This window comes from Sphingobacterium sp. Lzh-3, assembly GCF_046764375.1.
Lineage (GTDB): Bacteria > Bacteroidota > Bacteroidia > Sphingobacteriales > Sphingobacteriaceae > Sphingobacterium.
This window is the reverse complement of the sequence record NZ_CP177226.1, coordinates 5,402,771-5,428,331: the sequence shown is the minus strand read 5'-3', so window position 1 is coordinate 5,428,331 and position 25,561 is coordinate 5,402,771. Positions and strand designations below refer to the sequence as shown.

20 protein-coding genes are annotated in these 25,561 nt (G+C 38.6%); 13 read left to right on the top strand and 7 right to left on the bottom strand.

From position 1 onward, the window contains the following. The first annotated feature begins 5 nt into the window (after positions 1-5). On the top strand, positions 6-1,457 hold the full coding sequence (locus ACLCDV_RS22950; RefSeq protein ID WP_411972321.1) for a RagB/SusD family nutrient uptake outer membrane protein: 1,452 nt from the start codon (positions 6-8) through the stop codon (positions 1,455-1,457). Between the two features lie 6 nt (positions 1,458-1,463). Further along, the gene (locus tag ACLCDV_RS22945) at positions 1,464-2,609 is read left to right on the top strand and encodes a metallophosphoesterase (protein ID WP_411972320.1); all 1,146 of its coding nucleotides are present in this window, start codon (positions 1,464-1,466) and stop codon (positions 2,607-2,609) included. On the opposite strand, the gene ACLCDV_RS22940 is transcribed toward ACLCDV_RS22945, so the two are convergent. From ACLCDV_RS22940 to ACLCDV_RS22915, 6 genes are all read right to left on the bottom strand, one after another. Then, a complete protein-coding gene (locus ACLCDV_RS22940) occupies positions 2,604-3,293 on the bottom strand; it encodes an SMUG2 DNA glycosylase family protein (RefSeq protein WP_411972319.1) in 690 nt (229 codons plus the stop codon). The genes ACLCDV_RS22945 and ACLCDV_RS22940 overlap by 6 nt on opposite strands. A 318-nt stretch (positions 3,294-3,611) precedes the next feature. Then, positions 3,612-5,123: an MAC/perforin domain-containing protein gene (locus ACLCDV_RS22935; protein WP_411972318.1), complete on the bottom strand. Its 1,512-nt coding sequence runs from the start codon at positions 5,121-5,123 to the stop codon at positions 3,612-3,614. A 133-nt stretch (positions 5,124-5,256) separates the two neighbouring features. After that, positions 5,257-6,552: a S41 family peptidase gene (locus ACLCDV_RS22930; protein WP_411972317.1), complete on the bottom strand. Its 1,296-nt coding sequence runs from the start codon at positions 6,550-6,552 to the stop codon at positions 5,257-5,259. Positions 6,553-6,733: 181 nt separating this feature from the next. Further along, positions 6,734-7,231: an FKBP-type peptidyl-prolyl cis-trans isomerase gene (locus tag ACLCDV_RS22925; protein ID WP_046672788.1), complete on the bottom strand. Its 498-nt coding sequence runs from the start codon at positions 7,229-7,231 to the stop codon at positions 6,734-6,736. Positions 7,232-7,268: 37 nt separating this feature from the next. Further along, entirely contained in the window at positions 7,269-9,269 is a 2,001-nt protein-coding gene (locus tag ACLCDV_RS22920) for a thioredoxin domain-containing protein (protein ID WP_411972316.1), read from the bottom strand. 50 nt (positions 9,270-9,319) lie between these two features. Then, positions 9,320-10,162 (bottom strand): hypothetical protein, encoded by an 843-nt coding sequence (locus ACLCDV_RS22915; RefSeq protein WP_411972315.1) that lies wholly within the window; start codon positions 10,160-10,162, stop codon positions 9,320-9,322. A 192-nt stretch (positions 10,163-10,354) separates the two neighbouring features. Between ACLCDV_RS22915 and ACLCDV_RS22910 the strand changes: the two genes are divergently transcribed. From ACLCDV_RS22910 to ACLCDV_RS22880, 7 genes are all read left to right on the top strand, one after another. Then, a complete protein-coding gene (locus tag ACLCDV_RS22910; protein ID WP_317669480.1) occupies positions 10,355-10,969 on the top strand; it encodes an RNA polymerase sigma-70 factor in 615 nt (204 codons plus the stop codon). A 2-nt stretch (positions 10,970-10,971) separates the two neighbouring features. Continuing rightward, entirely contained in the window at positions 10,972-11,982 is a 1,011-nt protein-coding gene (locus ACLCDV_RS22905) for a FecR family protein (RefSeq protein WP_411972314.1), read from the top strand. 18 nt (positions 11,983-12,000) lie between these two features. Next, positions 12,001-14,571 (top strand): carboxypeptidase-like regulatory domain-containing protein, encoded by a 2,571-nt coding sequence (locus ACLCDV_RS22900; protein ID WP_411972313.1) that lies wholly within the window; start codon positions 12,001-12,003, stop codon positions 14,569-14,571. 5 nt (positions 14,572-14,576) lie between these two features. After that, complete coding sequence (locus tag ACLCDV_RS22895) at positions 14,577-15,395, top strand: DUF4249 family protein (RefSeq protein ID WP_411972312.1); 819 nt, start codon at positions 14,577-14,579, stop codon at positions 15,393-15,395. A gap of 242 nt (positions 15,396-15,637) precedes the next feature. After that, positions 15,638-16,195, top strand: a complete 558-nt coding sequence (locus ACLCDV_RS22890) for an AcvB/VirJ family lysyl-phosphatidylglycerol hydrolase (RefSeq protein WP_411972311.1) — start codon at positions 15,638-15,640, stop codon at positions 16,193-16,195. Between the two features lie 67 nt (positions 16,196-16,262). After that, a complete protein-coding gene (locus ACLCDV_RS22885) occupies positions 16,263-18,767 on the top strand; it encodes a DUF5686 family protein (protein WP_411972310.1) in 2,505 nt (834 codons plus the stop codon). Between the two features lie 115 nt (positions 18,768-18,882). After that, positions 18,883-21,453: a flippase-like domain-containing protein gene (locus ACLCDV_RS22880; protein WP_411972309.1), complete on the top strand. Its 2,571-nt coding sequence runs from the start codon at positions 18,883-18,885 to the stop codon at positions 21,451-21,453. Positions 21,454-21,497: 44 nt separating this feature from the next. On the opposite strand, the gene ACLCDV_RS22875 is transcribed toward ACLCDV_RS22880, so the two are convergent. Further along, positions 21,498-21,989, bottom strand: a complete 492-nt coding sequence (locus ACLCDV_RS22875; protein WP_411972308.1) for a SixA phosphatase family protein — start codon at positions 21,987-21,989, stop codon at positions 21,498-21,500. A gap of 186 nt (positions 21,990-22,175) precedes the next feature. Here ACLCDV_RS22875 and ACLCDV_RS22870 point away from each other — a divergent pair, with 186 nt between their 5' ends. From ACLCDV_RS22870 to ACLCDV_RS22855, 4 genes are all read left to right on the top strand, one after another. Further along, the gene (locus ACLCDV_RS22870; RefSeq protein ID WP_411972307.1) at positions 22,176-23,111 is read left to right on the top strand and encodes a glycosyl transferase; all 936 of its coding nucleotides are present in this window, start codon (positions 22,176-22,178) and stop codon (positions 23,109-23,111) included. Next, entirely contained in the window at positions 23,111-23,512 is a 402-nt protein-coding gene (locus tag ACLCDV_RS22865; protein ID WP_411972306.1) for a sugar 3,4-ketoisomerase, read from the top strand. Before ACLCDV_RS22870 ends, ACLCDV_RS22865 begins: the two co-directional genes overlap by 1 nt. Beyond that, complete coding sequence (locus ACLCDV_RS22860; protein ID WP_411972305.1) at positions 23,478-24,566, top strand: DegT/DnrJ/EryC1/StrS family aminotransferase; 1,089 nt, start codon at positions 23,478-23,480, stop codon at positions 24,564-24,566. The genes ACLCDV_RS22865 and ACLCDV_RS22860 overlap by 35 nt, the downstream gene beginning before the upstream one ends. A 132-nt stretch (positions 24,567-24,698) precedes the next feature. Next, on the top strand, positions 24,699-25,556 hold the full coding sequence (locus tag ACLCDV_RS22855; RefSeq protein ID WP_411972304.1) for a glycosyltransferase family 2 protein: 858 nt from the start codon (positions 24,699-24,701) through the stop codon (positions 25,554-25,556). The last annotated feature ends 5 nt before the right edge of the window (positions 25,557-25,561 follow it).

Below are 25,561 nucleotides of genomic sequence, written 5' to 3'. Positions count from 1 at the left end.
AGACTATGAAAAATATATTATCAATGGTATTGCTCTCTTCCACTCTTTTGGTGGGATGCGGTGACCAATGGTTGGAGAAAGCGCAACCGAGTACATCAACAGAAAGTTCGCAGGCTATAAAATCTGTTCGTGATGCGGGATATGCCTTAAATGGTATTTATGATATTATGCGCGGATATGAATACTATGGCGCAAGAATGACCTATTATGGGGATGTGACAGGAGAAGATATGTTGGCTAATGGTGATACAAAAAGAGCTGCAAAGTATTATCTTTTTGACTTCAATAAAGATAATACACCTAGTTCATTGTGGTATCAACCCTATCGTGTATTAAGAAATGCCAACGGTATTTTGACCTATGTAAATGGTGTTCCAGAAGGCCAAATGACGGAAGAGCTGAGAGATATCAAAGGTCAGGCCCTCACACTTAGAGCAATGGCCCATTTTGATCTGGTGAAAGTTTTTGGAGCTCCCTATGCAAAAGACAATGGCGCTTCTTTGGGCGTACCGATCGAAACTGAGAAACATGCTTCTACCAATAAACCGGTGCGAAATTCGGTTAGGGATGTTTACAAACAGGTGATAGAAGATCTGGAAAACGCAGTGAACTTGTTAAGTGCAGCGAAAAAGAATGGTAAGCTGAATAAATATGGTGCTCAGCTACTACTCGCCAGAGCTTATCTCTACACGGGAGATCATGCAAAGGCTTTTGCGCTGACAAATCAATTCATTAAAGACGCGGAAGCGGCACAGAGTTCGACAAAAGGGCAATACATCCTGTGGACGAATAGTGAGTATGCCACTGTTTGGTCAAAGGATTTTACCAGTGAAATTTTGTTTGGACTATCCGTTCTAAAGACAGAAAGTGGGCCAGGAAAAGAGGGGATCGGCAATTTATTATGGCGTAATGGGTATAATGATATTATTCTGTCGGATGATTATATGAATCTGATTAAGAATGATGCAAACGATGTACGTCATAAAATCATTACCAAATATACCAGCAAGCAAGTTGATTATTATTATCTAAATAAGTATCCGGGCAATACAGCTGATGGGGAGAACCCGGAGTTTGCAGATATCCCGGTGCTTCGTCTTTCGGAAGCTTACCTGATTGCTGCTGAATCGGCGGTGAAGCTAGGTGACAATGCGAATGCTTTAAAGTATTTGAATGCGATTGTTACACGTGCAAATCCGGCAAAATCTATTAGTGGTGTAGTTACTTTAGAACGCGTTATGGAAGAACGCCGTCGTGAACTTGTAGGGGAGGGGCATCGTTTGTTTGATGCCATGCGCAATAATATGCGTATCGAACGAAAGGGCGCTGCCCATGTTTCACCTTCATTGAGACCGGAAACAAAATCCTTTGATCGGACATTTTTTAAAACTTTAATGGCCATTCCAAGGGTTGAAATTGATGCAAATAATAATATTGTTCAGAATGAAGGATATTAATATCTTATGAAAATTCATTTAAAAGCAAAGCACGGTGGTTCCTATGGAATCGCCGTGATCTGGTATTTGTTTGTTCTATTGGGCGCTGTGCAGGGAGTTGTTGCTCAAAGTACTTTGGGATTGGGAAAGTTTGACGGTCCTTATTTTTTTTATGAAAATGGTGACAGTAGTTGTATCCGTGTGGAACATGGTCAGGTGTTGTCCGAAAAATCGGAACATATTAAAGCTTTTAAGGTTTCAACGGAAGACGGTAAGCACCATTTTGAAGTTTGGCGTCATCCCATAGAGGCTCCTGCCTGGTCCTATCGTCCAAGCAAAAAGATTGTGGTCTTGTCGGATCCGCACGGTGATTTTGAATCTTTTTATTCGATTCTCAACGCGCAAAAGGTCATTGGGTTAAATTACGAATGGACGTTTGGGAGCAATCAGCTTGTCATCATAGGCGATGTGTTTGACCGTGGGAAAGATGTTTTGCCTATCTTTTGGTTGATCTATAAACTTGAATACGAGGCTGCAAAAGTTGGGGGGCAGGTCCACTTTTTATTTGGTAATCATGAAGAGATGGTTTTACGCGGAAATTGTAAATATACGCAAGAAAAATACAAAGCTTTAGCAGAGAAGGTAGGTAGGGATTATCGTGAGTTTTGGTCGGTAAATACCGAACTGGGGAAATGGTTACAGACAAAGAATACCATGGAAAAGATCGGGGATAATTTGTTTGTTCATGCCGGACTAAGTGCAGCGATGTTGGATCCTCAATGGTCTATCTCGGCGGTCAATGACTCGGTACGTCATCATCTGTTTCAACAGAAGGAAGAACGGCAAAAATCGAAAGCTGCTACTTTCTTATTTGGGAGTGAGGGGCCACTGTGGTACCGCGGAATGGTTCGTAAAGAAGAAAAATATCTCCCATTGCCTCAAACAGAGTTAGAAAAGCTGATGCATGTATATGGAGCTGAAAGAGTCTTTGTAGGGCATACCATTTTTCCGGAGGTAAGCAAATTTTATGCGGGGAAGGTCTACGCCGTGAACGTAGCCAATGAAGCCAATCGCCTGAAGGGCCGCAGCCGTGGAGTGCTCCTCCAGGGGTCTAAGGTTATCATTCTTTATGACGATGCCAGCAAAAATAAATACTTCGCCTCTAATTTATAAGCCGCTTAGCAAGTTGATATAATTATCGATAAAGTGCAGTTTGTCTTTGGATTTATATTGTTGAATATAGCGCGGATGGTCGAGGACGGTCATTTTTCCAAACAACTTTTCTTCCTTGTTGATCTTGGCGAGAAAGGTTGCATTTTTTTTTCCGAGGACAAAGACCTCCTCTGTCACCAAGCCCATGGAAATGTGCTGTTTTAAAGACTCCAACATAAAGTGGCGGACCATGTCAAAAAGTTGCTTGTCGTCGTAATAGTTTGCATTGATCCAGTTGTTGGGTTTTGTTTCTCGGACAATCGCGAGAGGAAATGGGGAATTGATGTAAAACTGTTTGTAAAAGATATCAGGGCCGCCATAAGCTTCGATCATATCGTACATAAAAACCGAGGATATTTCATGGGTATGCGCAGAATGCATTTGTATGCCACATACACTAGCTAGTCTTTTGGTATCCGTAAAAGGAACTCCCGTTACACCCGCCCCGTGTCTGCTCGGATTAATGCCGATAATGAATTTTCTGGTTAGATTATCATTGTAATATTTGTGGTAGAACTGTTCCATCACAACCAATGTCTCAGGGTTATCAAGGTAAGGGTTAATTACGTTGAACTCTGGGGGAAGACTTCCTTGATAATGAAGATGTTTATTGAATAAAACTACTTTTTCCGCAAATGTTAGCATCGTGTATTTTTAGAGTAAGGTAGTCATTTCTGAGAGGAAAACATATCATTTGGAATTATACGTCTTAAGAAGGACTTAAATTTTGATAAAGTGCATCTATTGTTTGGAGCATCTAAGTATTTCAGTTATCAGAATAATTTTAGGTTCAAAATGAATATAGTATGTCTATAATTTCAAAATGAAAGCCCTATTCCTACATTAGAGGAATAAGGCTTTTGATGTATAATGAAATATGATATCAATTCATATTTCATAAAGAGGTTAAGATTTTTTGTGGTCACCATCTTTGCGAGATGAACGTTTCATTATAACATTATTCTAGTCTGTTTTTACTCCGTAGAAAGCTACTCCTTCATTTCTGTATCCACCATTTCCTAAAGTTGGTTGATTCTCAGTTGTGAAGTAATAGTCACCTCCGTAGACTCCACTATATGCATATACTGGGCTTCTACCATTAGCAAATTGATTATATGCGTAAAATATAATGCCCTCATTTAAATAACTACCTTTTATTGATGGTTGGTTACTTGTTGATAAATAATGGGCAGACTGGCCTTTACTGAAGTATGTATATACAGGGACTGTTCCTTGCTTTTGTTCCTTAAATGCATAAAATACTATGCCTTCGTTAATATATTGACCTCCACTAATGGAAGGTTCATTTTCTGTTGAGAAATAGTGGTCTGTTGTTTTTTTATTATTATACACATAGATGGGAACCTCTCCAAGTTCAGTAATTTGATTATCCTTAATGTGTTTCTCGACCGCGGCTTTAACTTGGGCTTTCTTTGTCGGATCTGCAATAAAATCGTAGATAAACATGGACCGATCTATACTAATTAAAGCGGCATTTCTATCGGTCACTCCTTGTTGCCATGATGCGAGATTGAAATTTGAAGTAGGTTTTCCCTCGGAGTCAAAGCTGATACTTGTCCCTGTGTTGTTTCCTCCGTAGTATTTTCCATTATAATGTCTCTGGCTAGTTTCGTTAGTAAGTTTTGTCACCTCTTCTTTCGTTTTATCAGCATTAATATTTATACCAAACATATTCAACACGGATGCACCTATTCCGGCTTTTATTGTTGATACCTTCTTAACTTCCGAAGTTTCTTTTTTTGCTTCCCCACTGTAATTGATTCTCACACGTGAACCTAAGCTAATATCTAATAAAACGTGGGTTCCATATCTGTTTACTATTTCAGTTGCAGTCTTAGTAGCCACATAATTTTTAAATTCTGGAGTTAGATATGTTAAAAGTGTTGCTGTAGTTACATCTTGTGTAAATCGAATTCTTTTTACTCTATGCCACATTTCAAATGTTGCATAGGAAAATCTTGATGAAATAGCTGTGGTATTGGAATCTTCGTCATTTTTAGAAAAGTTGCCTTTGAAGTTCAATAATTGTTTATTATTACCTCCAGCGTCTGTTGCAAAAGGAATTGATACATTGCCATCTCCACCATAGGATTTCTTATTGTTAACGTTTTTAATGTATTCGTATGCGGAATAACCTGTGAAAACGTCATAAGACCCACCTGTTACTGAATTTACATCTATACCAACAACTTTGGATGCATCATTTTTATCTTGAAAATCAACAGCAAATTGACTGATGTTGAAAATGGAAACATCGCTCATACTATTGGTTATAAGCATATCTTGTGTAGCATCATATCCGTAGCCCAGTACGTCCCATTTTCCATCACCACCACTTGCTTGTTTTTCTAAATTGTTGTTAAGTAGTTTGTCTTGTGAAATTTCATTTTTCTTACAGTTAGTAAGAAGCATTGTTGATACTATCAACGTGTAAATAAAATTAATTCTTTTCATTATTTTGTAATTTTGTGTACGAATTAACGAAACTAATTTTATTTTGCAATGATATTTATTGATTTTTTTATTTAAATAATATTTATGTGACTTTTTGTTAATATTAGTAATATTTAAATATTTGATTTTAAGTTTATTGTGTTCTTAGGGTCTTAGTGTCTAGAGTTAATTTTAGTCTTTTTTCAATAAGAGGTATTTCTTGATTGGAAATTGGTGTTTTGCTGTGGTGCTGGCTGCCCCCTGTAGATTTCTTGTGGTTTGTTGCTAATAGACTTGTTTTATTTCCTCCAAGGTCTCGAAGAATACTTTTTAAACCTACTTCCTCGGGATCTCCAAGATTGGGGCTAATGGATAGATCAACAGGAATATTTGGCTCCATTCCATCGAAATAGTCAAACCAGCCCGTTGCATTTTTTAATAAGAAACTACTGAGATAGATGGAATATTTGTCAATTTCAATGGGAAAAAAGCCTACCGGTTTGCCGAACGTTTTTTGTCCGACTAGTTTCGCGTTGTAATAGGGTTTAAATAAGCTAATTAATAATTCGCTTGCTGAAGCAGTCGATCTCGAGGTGATAAAGTATATATTTTCAACGCTCTCCAATTGTCCTTTTTTATTAAAATAGTAGGTGTTCCCTTTTTCACTGAAGTCTATATCGGCCATGGTTGCCTGGCGTCCATTGATTTTTACATAATTCCCATTGATATCCAGATAGGGCTGATGTTTTAAAATTTTTGCTTTTCCAGCACTTAACGTATTGTTAAAGCTCTCTACATACATTAATTTCCCATTCAGCTTACTGGAGGCAATCAGGTTAGCTAAATACTCTGCCGTTTCAATATATCCTCCTTTATTGTAGCGTAAATCAATCACCATTGTGCGGGGTTTCTGCTTAGCTATATCTATAAATATATTGTCCAAGTCGGCTCTTAGCGTATTTAATTGGGGGAATGATGGGACATAAAGGTAGGTTACATCGTCAATATGATTGACTATTATTCCACTGTTTTGGACAGCGGATGCGGATACCGTTGCTTTCGCATTTTGCTTATAATTGGTTTCTACGTAACTATATTTTGGATTCATTAATCCTCGGTACTCATAGGGTAGTTTAGTTTGCTCATTGATTTTAAATTGAGAGAGGTCAAATAGCTCGGTGTTAACTGCGTTGATCTCAGAGGTTATATGGGCATATTTTTCTCTAGGTGAAAAAGCGCTATAACTAGGAAGCGCATCATTCCATAGATATATTTCTTTTGCATAGAGGTATAAAGAATCTAAAGTGAATTCAGTTCTAGATCCTGTTATAGGTGAAGTAATTTCATCTTCTTTCGGCTCTTTTTTACATCCAAAAAATAAAATAAGTATAGCAATTGTTAAATAATTGAGTGTAGCTTTTTGGAAAATGTTGTTAATTGTTACTTTCATTAAGCAAATATAATATGCTACTAAGTTCTTTTCTTATTTTTTTATTGAAAGTTGTAAAATATTGCTGTTGGAGTTTAAATTGGAAACATGACTGGAATAATAAAAGTAGAGATTGTGCTTTTATGATACAAAACAGGGCGCTATTTGGCGCCCTGTTTCATGAAGTTATCTTGAGTCAAGATTAGTGACCTTGCGTACCGTCTACACCATGTGAATGTCCGTGAGACAACTCTTCTTCAGTAGCAGGACGTACAGTTAAGATTTCGATATCGAAATTTAATGTTTTGCCAGCCATTGGGTGGTTTAAGTCAGCAACAACTACTTCTGGAGTAACCTCAGCTACTACAGCGCGGAATTGGTTTCCTTGGTTGTCTTGTAAAGGCAATACTTCTCCTACTGGAGGTAAACCTGTTTCTTTGAACATATCTACTGGCAATTGCGCGAATGCTCTGTCGTCTTTTTGACCGTAAGCATCATCCGGTGCTAATTCAAATGAAATTTTATCACCAACGTTTAAGTCTGCGATGTTTTCTTCAAATTTAGGTAACATCATACCTACACCATATAAGAAATCCAAAGGTTGTTCTGCAGTTGTTTCTTCAACGAAAACTTTTTCACCGTTTTCTACTGTGTGAAGTCTGTACGTCAATGCTACGACGTCGTTTGCTTTTATAGCCATCTGATTTTGATTTTTGGAAGCCCGAGGCTACCGTTTATTAAATATAATTTATTAACGCTTGTATTGAATCCTGTGGTAGACTGCAGGTCCTGTTTTTACAAAGATATGCTTTTGTCTCCTTTCCGACTCTATGTTCTAGCAATGGAAGATTTTCTTCTGTACCGCCAAGAACAATTTTATTTGGAATATAATAGTTGCCGAGTTCATTTTTGAAAGCCATCGCTTTATCCCCCGTCAATGCAATTTCATTGATTCCATATATTTCTTCTAGCAATAATATTGCCCAATTTGAATAGGCAGAGCCATAAGTCTTGATTTGAGGGAATACGTTTGCCAGTAATTGGTCTGTAATGGCGATGTAATTTTCATCATCAAAAAGCAAACCTAATCTTTTCAGCTGACGAGCCATCGTCGACGAAGAGGAGGGAATTACATTATCCATAATTTCACTTTTCCGTGCGATGAGTTCCTCTGCCTGCGACGAGGTGTAATAGAATGTTTTTTGTGATCCATCGTAAAACAATGCAATGGCCTTATCGGCTAGCTGTCGTGCTTTGGTTAACCAATTGAGCTCAAATGTAGCCTCATATAATGCAATAAAGGCTTCAATCGTGAATGCATAGTCATCTAGGAAGCCTTCAATTATCCTATTGTTGTCTTTTGGTTGGTGCAATAACTGGAGATCGTCTTGAATAAGATGGGTGCATATAAACTCGGCATTGTTTAAAGCGAGTTCAAGGAAATGGTTGTTTCCAAGACTGTGGTAGGCATCGATGAGCCCTTTCAAAAATAGCGCATTCCAGCTTGTCAATTGCTTGTGGTCGAGCCCTGGACGTTCTCGTTTTTCACGATAGTCGTATAATTTTTTCTTTGAAATTTTTAAAAAATCTGCCCATTCGTCAGCTGACATATTGACCTTTGTTGCTAACTGGTCTGCATTTATGGCGCAAATAGGAATGTTGGTTTTTTCCTCTTCCCAGTTGCCCGCTTCGGTTATGTTAAAATATTGCTCGAGTAGGGGGGCATCGTCGCCCAGTACGCAGTCAAATTCGGCTTTGGAGAAGGAATAGTATTTCCCTTCAATACCTTCACTATCTGCATCTAATGCGCTATAGAAACCATGGTTTGGTACTAGCATCTCCCGTTCGGCCCAGTCTATCGTTTCTTCGATAATCCGCTTATAGAACGGATCTTGACTTTGTTGATAGGCTTCGGCATAAAGGGACAGTAGCTGTCCGTTGTCATAGAGCATTTTTTCGAAATGAGGAATATGCCAATAGTGATCGACCGAATAGCGTGCAAAGCCGCCGCCGATCTGGTCGTATATACCACCAGATCCGATTTTTTTTAACGTAAAATGGGCATGATCTATGATCTCCCGATCGTCGGAAAGTACGCCATATTTTAGGAAGAACAACCAATTGTTTGGAAGCGGAAATTTGGGCGCCCTTTTATACCCGCCATCTTTTTTATCGAAGGTTTCGGTCCAAGGGGTAATAATTTCATTTAAGTCGTCGATCGTGTATTGCTCTGGAATAGGGAGGATGGGAAGTTTCTCTGCCCTTTGAATGCCATTGTTTAGCTTTTCGGCATAGTCAAATGCAACTTCGGGTTTCTCCGCCCACATTTGTGCAATTTGCAATAAGATATTCTGCCAGTCGTGCGGTTTGAAATAAGTACCACCGTAAATGGGTCTCCCATCGGGCAGGCAGATACAATTCAATGGCCAGCCCCCTGCATTGGTCATCAGTTGCACAGCAAGCATATACACTTGATCAATATCGGGGCGTTCTTCACGGTCGATTTTGACTGATACGAAAAACCTATTCATGGTTTGGGCGATGGCTGAGTTTTCAAAACTTTCACGCTCCATCACATGGCACCAATGGCAAGCCGAGTAGCCAATGCTTACGATGATCAGTTTATTTTCGTCTTTTGCCTTTTTTAAAGCTTCCGGTCCCCAGGGCATCCAATCTACTGGATTGTGTGCGTGCTGTTTAAGGTAGGGTGAATTTTCAAATTGCAATTGATTCGCCATAAGACGAAGGTAGTAAAAAAGCCTCCATGATGGAGGCTTAAATGTGTTTTTTAATATTTGGGTTCTGCAACGATCTGATAGGTCTTAATGGCATCTTTCGGAGTCCCAATTAAAGCGATTGACGATTTACCTCTTTCCCAAATTGCTATCGGCAGGTGATTAAGCTTATTTTTGAAGAGCTTATTGTACTTATCGTTAAGTTCAGCCTGTTGATTGTTTGTCGTGGTAAGTGTGGGGCTACCAAAAGATTCGCGTGCCACTTCCATCAAATATTCTTTCTCTTTTTCAGGTGTTTGTTTTCGAAATTGATCGCCATAATAGAGATTGACATAGCTATAGGGGTATTGCCCTTTTATATAAGTTTGATCGATGCGGTAACCCTTTTTGTAAGAAAAGGATTGGCCTACAATGCTTCTTGTGGGTGGGTTTTCCCAATTGACATTGAAAAAATCTTTTCCAGCAATAGCCCTGATCGTTAGGTTGGCTTGTTTGACCACCTTACTATCTTTGTAAACCAATAAGTTAAATTTGTAATCGCCCGGTTTGTTGAATGTGACACCTGTCATATAACGAAAAGGACTAACGCTTGAACTGTAATGCATAATATCATCGATATGCCAAACAATTGAATCGACAACCTCTTTTTCCCAAAGAAAAAAAGTGAAATGATCCTTATGATTATCTTTTTCGTATAAACGGATCTCCCCTTGTTCAAATACATTGATAACCCTATTGTCAGTCCAAACATCCATGTTTTTGGTCATTCTTGTTGTAAGGGATTCCGCTTCTTTTTCTTCAGGTTTTATTACTTCTGGTGTTTCAGGGTAATTTTCTTTTGTACAAGAAAAGAAAATAAAAGAAATGCAGCTTATAAAAAAATATTTTTTTAACATTATTTTTATGTTTTTGCAAAAATAGAAAAAATACGAGAAACTTTTTTGTGGTGTGGCGTTTCACTTTTTAGTTGCGTTAACTAATTGGTTGTCGGCAAGCGTTTATAGCTTGAAAATTAATTAGATGTTATTAAATGTCCGATGAATTTGATTATTTTTACATACGTTTATTATTAGCTTTACCGAAGTCCTATGTCAAATGACATTGATTTGCTTAAGAAAATAGTCCAAAAAGATAGAAATGCTTTTGAAGCTATTTATAAGAGCCATTTCCGTAAATTATATATTTTGTCTTTTCGGTATGTGCGAGAGGAGGCAATCGCTGAAGAGCTCACCAACGACGTATTTATGATGTTATGGGAAAATGCGGGCAAATTGGCCATTAGTCAATCACTTGGAGCTTACCTATCACGCAGTGTTATCAACCTTTCACTTACCTATATCAAAAAGAATCAGCGTTTGTTGGAACGAAGCAACGATTATATCAAGGAATTAGATCTGACAGATGAAGAGGATCAGACTGATAGCGCCGCACTTTACGAATCCAAATTGTTGATGATCGAAAGCTTACTGGAAGGGTTACCGCCACAGTGTCGAAAAATTGTTCTCATGAGTAAGTATGAAAAGATGAAACAGCAGGAAATTGCGGACCAGTTGGGAATTTCCATTAAAACTGTGAAAAACCATCTGACCATTGCTTACGATAAAATCCGGGTTGCCTTGGCAAAACAAAAAACATTTTTACTACTTCTGATCGGCTTTTTATTTTTTTCATTGGGACTTTTTGTCCAGTTTATTATCTTATAAATATGGAAGAAAACAATACTTCAAGATTTATTCCTTATGACTTGATTCAGAAAGAGCTGGATGGGACTATTTCCGAGAGGGAAGGAGTGTTGCTTGAACATTGGATTTCTGAGGATACAGAGAACCATGAGTTTTATAATGAGATTAGAGCAATAGCGGACGATCTTATGGTTTTGGAACATTATAAAAATGTAGATACCGACAGCCAATGGGACAAATTTAGTCGGCAGCTGGATAAAGCTGGTGACGATCAGCGACAAGATGTTGCTATATCCGTAAAAACGATCTGGAAACCCTGGATGAAATTTGTGGCTGCCGCCGTATTGTTCGTGGTCGGTTTTGCCGGTTACCTGAACTTTGACCGTTGGATGGGGTATGAAGTCCGATTATACGGATCGGAAACACAGCAGCCTATCGTACTTCCCGATGGTTCGATCATGACACTACAGGCCGGAGCCGAGGCGATGTTCAACAAAAGGACATTTCCACAGCAAAGAACTGTTGAGCTCAAAAAGGGAAAAGCACTATTCGATGTCAAACATCAGACAGGAAACTCCTTTGTGGTTGATCTTGAACATAATTATGTGCGTGATATCGGCACTACCTTTGAAGTCAATTTACTGGAAGATGATGTCGAAGTCCTTGTTAAGGAGGGAAGTGTAGCCTTGAGCAGTGGAAAGGGCGATCATGCAAAGGAACTTGTTTTAAAGAAAAATCAAAAGGGACTGTATGAAAGACAAACAGCTTCCTTATCCAAAATCGATCTGCAAGCGGACAATGAGACAGATGTCGCACAAAAGTTGAGCTACTCAAATGTTCGGTTGGACAGCATCTGCGCGGATCTAGAAAAACATTTTCGGGCAAATATTACTGTCGTTGGAGATAGTCTAAAAGCACGTAAACTCAGCATGTATTTTGATGGGCAAACGCTCAATGAGATCGTTCAGATTCTGTCCAAGACCCTAAACGTGAAATGGAAATCGGGTAAAAAAGGATATAGTATCTACGAATAGACTCTTCGCGTTGCTGATATGAAAGATAGGATATTGTATCGTCTGCTCTTTTTATGCTGGTTGGTTATAGTCATGTGTTCGAAATCCATGGGACAGAATTCTCCTGCGGATTGGCGAATTTCAATTGACACACATAACAAACAGATTATTCAGATATTAGCCGAAATTCATAAAACATACGATATATCCATGTCCTATGATGAGCAGATTTTTAACAAGGACATCATTTATGGTCGATCATTTAATAGATCGAGTTTAGAAGAGGTTCTTAATTATTTGCTGAAAGATTCAAATGTTGGATTTACGATTATCAATAGGGCGCTGATCTTCTACGAAGACGATAAAACTTTTACCATAAAGGGGCGAGTTGTAGATAGTCTAAGTGGTGAAAACTTGATTGGAGCGACCTTGTTGATTGCCGAGAAAGGTAAGAGCAGTTTAAGTAATAAGTATGGATTCTATTCACTGACTTTACCACAGGGTGAATATAGCTGTTATGTGAGCTATCTGGGGTATAAGACAAGGATCGTAACATTAAATCCCAATTTGGAAAATGATTATCTTGTCATTAAACTTGCTCCTGTGGATTTTAATTTGAGCGAGGTAGTCGTTCAGGTTGACTCTTCGTTAACGGCTCAGCATATGGGAAGTTTCACAGATAAGATCAATTGGTCGCGAGCACGACGAAATGCCTTTTATAAAGGTGAGGCCGATATCATGAAAGTGTTACAGATGCAAAATGGAATTAACGGATTGACAGAAGGCGGCAGTAATCTTTTCGTAAGAGGGAGTGGTAAAGATCAGAATCTTATTATATTGGATGAAGCTGTTGTTTATAACCCATCCCATCTGTTCGGTCTGACTTCCGTATTTAATTCGGACATCTTGAAGAATACACAACTTTACAAGGATGCTATCCCTGCCAATCTAGGGGGGCGTCTATCTTCCATCATGGATATGAGTACCAGAGATGGCGATGCCAATGCTTTTCATGTTTTTGGTGGGTCAAGTCTATTGATTGCTCGCATTGGTGCCGAGGGGCCCTTTATAAAAAAGGGAAAAGGTGCCTTCATTGCCACTGCGCGGGGAAGTATATTAAATGCTTTTAATACGGATTATCGGTTGTTTAATGTCAAAGGTAAGTACAGTGACTATAACGTGAAGTTCAATTATTCTTTTGACGAGAAAAATCGGATTTACCTTTCTGGTTACTATGGGCAGGATAAAGTTATTTCACCGAATAGAAATACCAACCGTTGGGGGAACTGGACGTCTACTTTGCGATGGAACCATGTGCATAGTGACCGGTTGTTTATGAACCTTTCGGCCATATTCAGTGATTATCATAATAGATTGGATGTCAGTAAACCCGAATCGAGTGACAATCAAATCTGGTTGACACGGATACGTGACTTTAGTTTGAAATCCGATTTTACGTATTTTATGGGATTGGACCGCACGTTGGATTTTGGTCTTCAGGGAACCTTACATCGTTTCAATCCCGGAGAGATATCACCGATAAATTCAAACACGGAAGATAATATTTTTAGGGCGCAAGCTTATGATTATACGGGGTATGTTTCTTTTAATTGGAAGATCGATTCAGCTTTCCGGATCGTTGCGGGAATGCGGGCGAATGCCTTTTTTAATGCCTCCTTTGGACGCTATTATTTATTGGAAGGCAGCTCGTATAAGCCATTGTCGAACGATGCCGACAAGAAAAAGTCGTATTATGGTTTAGAGCCACGTCTGTCCTTGCAATATAAAATGGGCAATGACTATGCTTTCAGATTGGCTTATAATCGGAGTTATCAATATTTGCAGTTATTACAGAATGATGAACTTGCTTTTTCCTCATTGGAAGCATGGGTGCCGGCAGGATTAAATATTAAACCACAATATGTTGATGCTATTTCTTTTCGTATCAACAGATTATTGTATCATGGAAATATTGGACTCGAAGGGTATTGGAAGAAGATGGGCAATCAGGTCGAACTGATCGATCATGCGCAACTGATACTCAACCCATTTATCGAAACGCAGCTGCGCCAAGGCAAGGGGCATGCTTATGGACTTGAATTATCTGTTAATCAGCGTATCGGTGACCTTATGGGTAGTATTTTCTATAGTTGGTCGAGATCTTTTCGTAAGATCAATGGCATCAATAAAGGAAAAGAGTATGCGGCTAACTTCGATATTCCACATGTGCTTAAGAGCAACTTGTCCTACGATTTGGGAAGGTCGGTGCATCTCAATGCTTTTTATACAATTCATACCGGAAGGCCCTTAACCTATCCGGTAGGATTTATGGAATATGAGGGCATATATGTTCCAGTGTATTCAAGTCGTAATTCCCATCGTATGCCTACATTTAGTCGTTTTGACCTGAATTGTTCGGTGGATCTGGAAACGATCAAACAGCGGGAACGTGGTAGAAGACATACCTTGAATTTTGGATTATATAATGTGTTTGATCAGCGTAATCCGCTCTATTATAGTTTTTCCGAAGATAGCAATGGGAACTTAGCTATTCAGAAAACATCATTTTCTGGGAGAATACCTTCAATTAGTTATACAATGAGATTTTGATTGATATGAGGCTCTTGTTGATTTTTGTTACTTATTTTCTAGTGGTTTCTTGTCAGAAATCAGCGGTAGACGAAGGACAATCGTACGATATGATTGTCGAGGGGGGGATTAATACGATGTACAAAGAGCAGTATATCCAATTGAAGAAATTGGATGGAATGAAATCTAACACAGGTACTATAGGAATTAGTGGTGCTTCCGTGCGTGTCACGAATGGCCCCAATATGATTGAATTCAAGGATTTGGGAGAAGGACTTTATCTTGGTGAGCTTTTCAATCTGAAAGATACAGTAGGGAATGTATTTCAGCTTACAATTACTTTGAATGGAAAATTGTATGAAGCACAAGATCAATTGATACCTGTGGTACCAATTGAAAATGCCTTTCTACCGGTAGAAAAAAGTAAAGTGAATAATACTTGGGAAGTAAAGGTCAGCAAACATTTATTTGGAATGCGAACCTCAAACAAATGGCTTATTTTACCAAAAAAGGATTTTTCAGACGATGATATTTCCTCTTTTCGCTCTCCTTTTAGCTACAGTTATCGTTTGGGGGCACCCAATGTACTGAATAACTTACTTGGGAAGACCTATAACTATGAAGTTTCGTTGAAGGACAGTTTAATCGTCTCTAAGTTTTCTGAATCGCCACGTTACTCCCGTTTTATTTATAATCTATTTCAGGAGACTGAATGGAAAGGATTATTGTCTGCAGTACCTGCCAATGTTGAAGGTAATATTTCGAATAATGCCCTTGGCTTTTTTTATGTGATGGACGGTGTGCGTAAATCAATTCCAATGAAGGACATTAGAACCAGCAAATAGGATTTTTTCAAGATCTAAAACTGGAAACAGGCACAATGGAAGATCGGTGGATCGAGGATATTCAAGTCATTTAAAGCAAATATTTATACATACTTATACATATGAAAACTGCACAATATAGAGCAGAAAGGGTAATCCTATTTCTATTTTTCTGGCTATGCTTAGCCATAACATCTGCAAAGGCTGAGGTTTTTCCAAATTATGTTATACCACTTAAGGATATAAACAGCAAACAAAAAACAATGCTTGTATTTATTACGGGCGACGGCGGCTATAATGATTTTAGCAAAAGTCTTCTTTCCTATTTTTCCCAGGAAGGATATCCCCGTTTGGTCATCGATGCAAAAAAATATTTTTGGAAAAAGAAAAATCCACAGGAAGCAGGAAGAGAATTTGAACGGTATATCGACCATTTCAAAAAGGAGTGGGATTGTGATCAGATTTATTTGGTTGGACATTCATTTTCGGCAGGCGTGCTGCCTTTTGTCCTGAGTAATTTCTCGGATCCATTGAAAAAGTCAATCCGTCATGTTACCTATTTGTCACCGGATCAATATGCGAGCTTCGAGGTGACCGTATCGACTATGCTCAACTGGAAACAGAAGCCTAATGGTTACGAAGTGCTTGCTGAAGTCTTGAGGCTAAAGCAATTTCCTTCTACTTATGTCTTTTGTAAAGAGGGCGAGGAAGATCTCGTGAAAATGTTTCGCAATGCGGGACTAAAGGTTGATGTACTGGCGGGGCCGCATAATTATAATCGCGATTTTAAGACTATTTATAATACAATTCGATTAAGATAGCATTCCTATTAGGACCTTTTTATAAAAACCTTGTCATCCTACTGAATTTAGATGCAAGGTTTTTTTTATGCAATATCGTTTTTTATTGGTTTTATTGTTCTTTACTTCTCGACTATTTGGACAAGGAGCTTCATTAACAGGGATTGTCCTCGATGCCTCAACGGCAAAACCTATACAAGGTGTTACTGTAAAGCTTTCCAATACGGCAAAATCTGTAGCAACAAATAAAGAGGGGCACTTTCAGCTGCCGGCAGTACCTGATAACTGGGAGTTACTATTTAGTGCGGTTGGCTATAAAAAACAGGTATTCCCGATGAGTGTCGCACAGGGCAAGAAAGTTCTTATTATCCGTTTGGAAGATGAACAACAAAGTCTCGATGAAGTTGTCGTGAATGCGCCTAAAAAAAGAAAATACACGAATAAACATAATCCAACAGTAGATTTAATCCGTAAAGTAATTGAAAAAAGAGATGAAAATAATGCGTTAAATGGAACAGCCGGTAGCTATCAAGAATATGAGAAGCTATCGATGTCCTTGTCTATCCAAAATCAAAAGGTGGATAAATCCCGCTTGCTCAAACGTTTCGGATTTTTAAAACAGGGGATGGATACGCTAAAATATCCAGGTAGGTCGCTGGTCCCGATATTTATGGATGAGAAAATTGGTCAGCGAAAATTGGATGCTCTTAAAGGTAACAGCTTTGTTTTACTGGGTGAGAATCAGTCACGCGTAGATCAGTACCTGGATGAAGACGGTATTGATGAGTATTTGGATAAAATCTATGGAGAAACAGACATCTATGATACAGATGTCTCTATTGGGAATAGACGTTTTTTAAGCCCTATAGCAACATTGGGCCCTACATTTTATAAATATTACTTGGTTGATACGTTGAAGGACAGCAAACCTTGGCATGCCAAAATACGCGTAGAGCCAAGGAATAAAGAAGATGCTCTCTTCTCGGGTTATATTTTCATCCGATTGGATGGCAGTTATGCGTTGGATCAGGCTGAATTAACGATCAACGAGGCAACAAATATCAATTGGGTAAAGGGGCTCAATATTGTATTGAAATATTCGGAAAATCTAGCGCATCGTTTTTTTCTAAGTCGGGGAGTCCTCACCATTGACATGGGGATTTTTAAGGATGGTATGGGCTTGTTTGGGGAGAAAGTGACTAGCAGATCAGCTTCCAATGAAACACAGCTCGCTGTCAATGGTAAAGCATTGACACGGACAGGGCCACAGAATCCGAATGGGATTGACTGGAATCTTGCAAGACCTGAGAAACTGAGTAGGCTGGAGGAGCAGGCCTTTACGAATATTGATAGCTTAAAACAGTCAAAATCTTTTAAAAACTTGATGGCATTGGGCTCCTTTATCATGTCGGGGTATTATGGACGTGGTGTTATCGAAATAGGGCCAGTACCATCATTTTATAGTTTTAATCCGGTAGAAGGAAGCCGATTTAAGTTCGGCGGCAACACAACGGATCTTTTTAGCAAGACATTGGTCCTGGATGGTTATGGTGCCTATGGTACGAAAGACAGGAAATGGAAATACAATATGGGTGCCACCTACTCCTTTAACGGAGAATCGGTCTACAAATTTCCTGTAAAGTTAGTCTCTGCTAAGGTTAGTAAAGAGGTGCAGGTGCCGGGACAGGATCTAAATTTTATTGATAATGACAATTTTTTGCTTTCATTCAGAAGAGGGGAAAATGACAAAATGTTTTATCTACAGCGGAGGCAGATCGAATACTGGCAGGAATTTGAAAACCATCTATCCTTTAAAGTAGGGTTCTTTAATCAAATCCTAAGCCCAGGTGGCATATTGGAGTTTGATCGTCGAGCTTTTAGAAGAAGTAACGGCAATGAGCTGTGGACCTCTGCTTTCACCGGAGAAATTCGCTGGGCTCCACATGAGAAACTATACCAGGGGAAACGTTATCGGCGTATTATCAATACAGGTCAGCCTGTTTTTACCTTAGCCGCACAGGTTGGCGTGAAAGGTTTATTGGGTGGAGATTATAACTACCAACGTTTTATATTAAATGCCAATAAGCGATTTTTTGCCTCCCAATTTGGTTTTGCGGATGTTGTGCTTGAGTCGGGCATTCAATTTGGGAAAGTTCCTTATCCCCTGATGATTATTCACCGTGCAAATCAGACCTATTCGTATCAGCTCAATTCATACAATTTGATGAATTCAATGGAGTTTATGAGCGATAAGTATGCTTCATTATTGGTTCAACATTCATTTAATGGTTTTTTTCTGAATAAAGTTCCGCTTCTGAAAAAACTGGATCTCCGGGAGATCGCCTCTGTAAAGATGTTGTATGGAGCTGTCGACGCCTCCAATAGATACACGAAAAGTTTTGATGAATTACCCAAGGATCCTCGCGAACCGCAGCTGTTCTCCCTCAATAATGGGGCTTATATAGAAGGGAGTGTCGGCTTGAGTAATATCTTTAAAATTCTACGTGTCGATCTGGTGCGTCGATTTACTTATTTGGATAATCCAGGTGTATCTCCTTGGGGCGTAAGGGCAAAGATCGGTATTGATTTTTAATACGCTAAAAAAGACAAATAATCTTGGGACTATTTTAAGGTAATGATGTCATTAGTAAAAGTGATTTAGAAAAACGAAATAATTGGGTTTGTCAATTTGAGAGGTAATTATGCTGATGAAAAACAAAATGTTGATCTGGAAATCCTTATTGGGCCTATCGGTCATTTTGGGTGCCGTATATTTTTTTGCAAATCAGAGACAGGAGTTGGCATCGTCGGTAGGGCTTATCCAGTCAAGTTCATTGTTTTGGGTCGCAATCGGGATCGTGGTTTCTTTGGCATACATCGCAATGCAAGGTTTGGTCTATGTCTATAGTTTTAAGGCTTTGCAACAGAAGCTATCACTAGGTGGAGCTACCCGTTTATTTCTGAAGAGAAACTTTATCAGTGTCTTTCTTCCGGTAGGCGGATTTACCTCACTGGCTTTCTTTAAGAAAGAAGTTAATCAGGAGGGAATTGATGATGCAAACGCCAATCTTTCTTCTGTTATCTACGCAGTCATTAGCCTAGTGTCCTTATTTATACTCTGCCTTTTTGTTTTTCTGTTTGTAGGAATCGCAGGTCTTGATGTGCAGATCATCGGGATTATGCTTGTTTTTAGTGTTCTATTGCTGGGGTTTGGCTGGTACTGCAGATCATTTTACCGTGGGGGAGTAGCATACAATTTTACAGTACGTCATTTCTCCTCAGTTGCAGGTACCTGGGATGAACTCCATAAAAAGGGTGTAGATTTTTGGGCTGTATTGCAAAGTCTTATTTGGGCGACAGTCATTGAGCTAGTAGGGATTTTACATATCTATATTGCTATGCTTGCTTTAGGCTTTGAAACATCGCTATTGGCCTGTACGGTAACGTATGCTGTCGGAACGTTGGTCTATTGTTTTTCACCATTGATGAAGGGGGTGGGACTAATCGAAGTATCTATGGTTGTCATGCTGTGTAAGTTTGGCTACAGCGAAGAACAGGCTATTTCTATATCCCTTTTATATCGTTTATTTGAGTTTTGGGGTCCATTAGCATTGGGGGGAATTAGTTTCTTCGTGAATAAAAACAACATCTTTGTTCGGATACTTCCATCAGTTTTTATTTTTGTGATGGGGCTTATTAATATCATCTCTGTCTTGACCCCAGCCATCCATAGCCGTGTCACGGCATTAAAGCAATTCATATCCTATGATGCTTTAAACTTTTCAAATGCAGCGGTACTTTTCTTCGGTATATTATTGGTGATGTGCTCCGGCTTTCTGTTGAAGGGGCTACGTATGGCTTGGTATGTTGCGGTTGCGCTATGTTCGCTTTCCATTGTTGCTAATCTTTCCAAAGGGCTGGATTTTGAAGAAGCCTGGTTCGCTTTTTTGGTGCTGTTGATGCTCCTTTATTCATCAAAACACTATTTTGTACAAAGTAATAGGAGATTCAGTTCCTTAAATCTTAGCTTGGTTTTGTGGCTTATTGGGGTTGTGCTGTTGTATGGAATTACTGGGTTTTATTTTCTGAATGCGAAGCATTTTAATATGGATTTTACCATTTTAAATGCGGTAAGCAGCACACTGCACGGTTTTATGCTACTTAATGGTGATGTTGCGGAACCTCAGACAACGATAGGACAGTATTTTTTGTATTCCATTAATTTTTTTAGTGTGATCAGTCTGTCTGCATTGTTCTACTGGATGGTCAATCCGTGTCAGTTATCGGAAGAAGAAGTAGATGGGCAGATTGAAATTGCACAGCGCCTCTTGGAGCGTTATGGTAAATCACCTGTCGATTATTTTAAGACCTATGGGGATAAAGATCTTTTCTTTAACACGGAGCGGACGGGCTTTATTGCGTATAAAAAATGTTATGGTTTTGCGATGGTGCTTGAAGGACCCGTTTGTGAGGATACTGAAGATGCGATGAAAGAATTGATTAATTCCTTCGAACGCTATTGTCGCAAATCGAGTTTAAAAACAGCCTATTACCGCGTTGACGGTAGGCATCTAGGGATTTTTAAGCAGTTGGGTAAAAAATCTTTTCTGATCGGAGAAGAGGCCATTGTCAATGTCGATAATTTTTCGCTGGAAGGAAAGAAACGTAAATCACTTCGAAATGCGGTGAATAGCATTGAAAAAAAAGGTTTTGTTTCGAATTTATATCGCGCACCGTTATCCAATGGTTTGCTTCAGAAACTGCAGGTTGTGTCGGATCATTGGTTGAGAGACATGAAGCGTTCAGAACGTGTTTTTTCGCAAGGCATGTTCGATGTTGGTAAGATTAAAAATAGCCATGTAATTACTTTGGAGGATAACGAAGGGCGCATTTTGGCCTTTTTGAATATCATTCCCAATTATGCTCCGGACGAGGCGACGTATGATCTTATCCGGAAATTGCAAGATGCGCCAGGCGGAAATATGGATGTATTGATTATCCGTTTTTTAGCGTATTGCAAAGAGGAAGGTTATTCTTTTTTAAATATGGGACTGGCTCCTTTTTCGGGATTTGACAAGAAGAAAGGGCTTGTTGAACGTTTGATCAGTTTTCTATATGAAAATAATCCTTACTTCCGTCAACCAAAGGGCCTAAAAGAATTTAAGGAAAAATTTGATCCTTGTTGGGTCGAGAAGTTTGTGGTGTATTCGCATGATCTGGATTTGATTTCAGTGCCTTTGGTGATTGATAAGGCAATGAAATCAAATGCGGGTAAGTGATAAGCTGATCTTATCTGAAGATAAGTTTGTTCTTTGATAGAATTTTAATCAATTATTTGCACAAGATCGGCGCAATTGCCGCTGAGCATATGAAAGGTAAAACCTGCATCGAGCTTGATCTCTGCACAGGATGAGGTGCGTAAATAGGCCGCTTTTCGGGTCAGGTATTCCACTAGATCAGTCAACGTGGGATTGTGTCCAAAGAGCAGTACATGATTGATATGATCGGGGATCGCATTTATGATGGATAGCAGATGCTTGTATGTACATTCATAAATTGTTTCTTCAATTTGGATATCAAAAGAAGAAGAGCCCATGACATCCAGAAAAATACGTGTTGTTTGGAGTGCACGATTGGCTGGTGAACTGATCACAATACTGTTATCATCGAGAGTCAATTTTGCCGATAGCTTAGCCGCTACTTGTTTTGCGTGTTGTATGCCGTCGGATGTAAGTGCGCGATCAAAATCGTTTATGCCCGGAATAGTTTCGGCTTTGGCATGTCGGATGATATAAAGTTTTTTACTGTTGTCCATGATTAAAATTTTTGATTCTATACTAATATAAATAATAACGCTTGTTGTTCCGGTTCATTGTGTTTGGGCAATGAGCAGGCTTGCGTATGAATACAAATAATAATACAGGAAGTTTTGAAAAGTATATACTATATGAATAATTTTTGTACTCTATTTAATTCGTTATATCTATCGAGGGGCTTAGCGATGTACCGTTCATTGGAGAAATATTCGAGCAACTTTCATCTTTATATTTTTGCATTTGATGACGATTGTTATCGCATTTTGTCTGAATTAAAGCTGAATAAAGCTACTATCATCCGATTATGTGATTTTGAAGATGAGCAATTACTGGCTATAAAATCCACTCGCACTACGGGAGAATATTGTTGGACATGTACGCCCTCGATTATTCTATATAGCATTCAAAAATTTGATTTATCCAATTGTACGTACTTGGATGCAGATTTGTTTTTCTATGCAGATCCTGGAGTGCTTATTGAGGAGGCAGAAGGAGCTTCAGTAATTATAACTCCACATCGTTATAGCCCAATGTATGAAGACAGTGAATCGGGAGGAACCTACTGTGTGCAGTTTGTTTATTTTAAGAATTCAGATGAAGGTATGGCCGTCTTGAATTGGTGGCGTGAAGCGTGTATAGAATGGTGTTATAATCGTAGAGAACCGGGCAGGTTTGGTGACCAAAAATACTTGGATATATGGCCATCTAAGTTTTCTGGAGTTCATGTTCTAGCGCATTTGGGTGGAGGGGTGGCTCCTTGGAATGTTCAACAATATGATTTTGAACATAAAATGGGGCAAATTTGGGGCAAGGAACTTTCAAGCCAAAGGAATTTTCCTGTAATCTTCTATCATTTTCATGCCTTGAAATACGCAGAAGGAAATTCTTTTACCCTCGCAGGGCGTAATTTAATCAGTAATAATGATATCCATTTTTTGTATAAGCCCTATGTAAAAGCATTAAAAAGTTCAGGGTGCGAAATACAGTCTATATCGCGCGTACAAAAATTTCATGAAATGAATGAAATTCCGCGTATTAGAAAATCGCTACGCCGTATGTTCAATTTATACGTACTTGGCAAATTTAGAGAATATTATCATCAATCCTATTTCTTAAGATAATGGCTTATAAAATTGACTTAAAAACATTCACCGATGAGCGTGGAAATTTAACGGTGATTGAAAAGGTAATTCCATTCGATATGAAACGGTTATTTTATATCTATGGGGTGGACGGATCCATACGGGGCGGACATCGGCATCATAAAACTGTACAGGCAGCAATTTGTCTGAAAGGAAGTTGCGCGATTTACAATCAGGATGGAGATAGTGAACAAGTTTTTGAATTGGATTCACCAGATCAATGCTTAGTTTTAGAACCAAAGGATTGGCATCAGATGTTTGATTTTTCGGAAGATGCTATTCTTATGGTACTTGCTTCTGAATATTTTGATTCAACAGATTATATTTACGAACCCTATTTTATACATGATAGTTTACGAGAACTTACAGCAAGTCAATAAGGAGTTTATGGAAGAGTATACGCAGGCTTTTCATGAGGTATTGCATGGAGGCTGGTATATTTTGGGGAAAGAAGTGAAACAATTTGAGCAGACATTTGCGGATTATTGTGGTGTGCAACATTGCATCGGAGTAGCCTCCGGATTAGATGCGTTAGTTTTGTCATTGCGCTATTTCGGCTTTAATTCCGGCGATGAAGTGATAGTTCCTGCTAATACCTATATCGCTTCAATCCTGGCCATTATGCAGGTTGGCCTAAAACCTGTACTTGTTGAACCCGATGTGACAACCTACAATATTGATCCTAAAAAAATTGAATCAGCTATTACAGAAAGGACTAAAGCTATTTTAATCGTTCATCTTTATGGCAAGATTTGTGATATGAGCCCAATTATTTCTTTAGCGAGCAGATATGATCTGCGGGTAATTGAAGATTGTGCCCAAGCGCATGGTGCTAGCTACAATGGCCAAAAGGCAGGCTCATTTGGCGATTTTGGGGCGTTCAGCTTCTATCCAACTAAAAATTTAGGCGCATTAGGGGATGCTGGAGCCATAACATGTAAGGATGATAAACTGAATAATTCGATTCGGACACTGCGTAACTATGGTTCGTCTGTTAAATATGTCTTTGATGAAGTAGGTTATAATTCACGGCTCGACGAGCTGCAAGCAGCCTTTTTGTCTGTGAAATTAAAATTTCTAGACAAGATCACAGCCCACAAAAGGAGCTTGGCAGCAATCTACCTAAGTGAGTTAAAGTCTGATTTTATTCTTCCCGTCATACAACCTTTACAGGAAGATGTTTATCATATTTTTGCAATTCGTCACCCTGAACGTGATCGGTTGAAGCAGTATTTATTGGATAATGAAATAGGTACGGAAATTCACTATCCAATAGCTCCACATCAACAAAAAGCGATGAAGGGAATTTTATCAGGTGATAGATATCCTATTTCTGAGAAAATTCATCAAACTATATTGAGCCTTCCAATTTCTTACGGACATACGGAGGATGATATTTTTAGAGTGGTTGAGGTAATGAATAAGTTCTCTTAGCCCTTTTAAGCAGAAGCTATACGTAGTGTGACTTAATACTAAATTTATTTTTATAAATTGATATTCTTTATTTTTGTTGTAAATTATTATTTCAAATATAGCAATTTACAGTAAAAAATAAGGATAAAGGTTTTGGATAGTAAGCGTAACAATTTTAAATTTTCAATAATTACCATTAATTATAATAACCGTAAGGGGCTGGAATTGACGATAAATAGTGTTGTAACTCAAAAGTACAAAAATTTTCAGTTTATCGTAATTGATGGGGGGAGTAACGACGGTAGCCAGGAGGTGCTTGCTGTCTATCAAGGTCAAATTGATCAAATTGTCTCCGAAGCAGATCAGGGAGTTTATGATGCCATGAATAAAGGTATTATGCTCGCGAGCGGAGAATATTTGATATTTATGAATAGTGGAGATACTTTTTATGACGAGGGTACGCTAGGTATTTATGATGAGCGGGTGGATGGGACTGGAGACGTGTATTATGGCAATACGTTAGGGATATATGATTCGGGGGAGTATGTTGATTTGATTCAACCGGCGGAACTTACGTTGTCCTTTTGGTTATTTAGTGCCTTAAATCATCAATCTACGGCCATTAGGAGGAGCTTGTTCTTTCAATATGGTTTCTATGACCGTTCTTTTAAAATTACTTCTGATTGGCAATTTTTTGTGAACTTATTTTTCCAGCATAGGCGTTCATTTATCTATATTGATGCTTTGTTAGCTAAATACGATTTACATGGGATCTCCTCCGATAGTTACCACTCTGCGACACATATGATTGAAAGAGAAGTTTTTATAAAAAAAAATTATCCTCAATTTTGGTATGAATATATTGCTTTGAAAGATCTCAAACGTCTAGAAAATAAGTCTCGACGATTGATCCATTTTGAACACTTGCAAAAATCTAAAATTTCCTATCGTCTATTAAAATCTTTTATGGATTTTCTATTGCTGTTTAATCCAATAAAAGTAAGAGAGTGACTCGT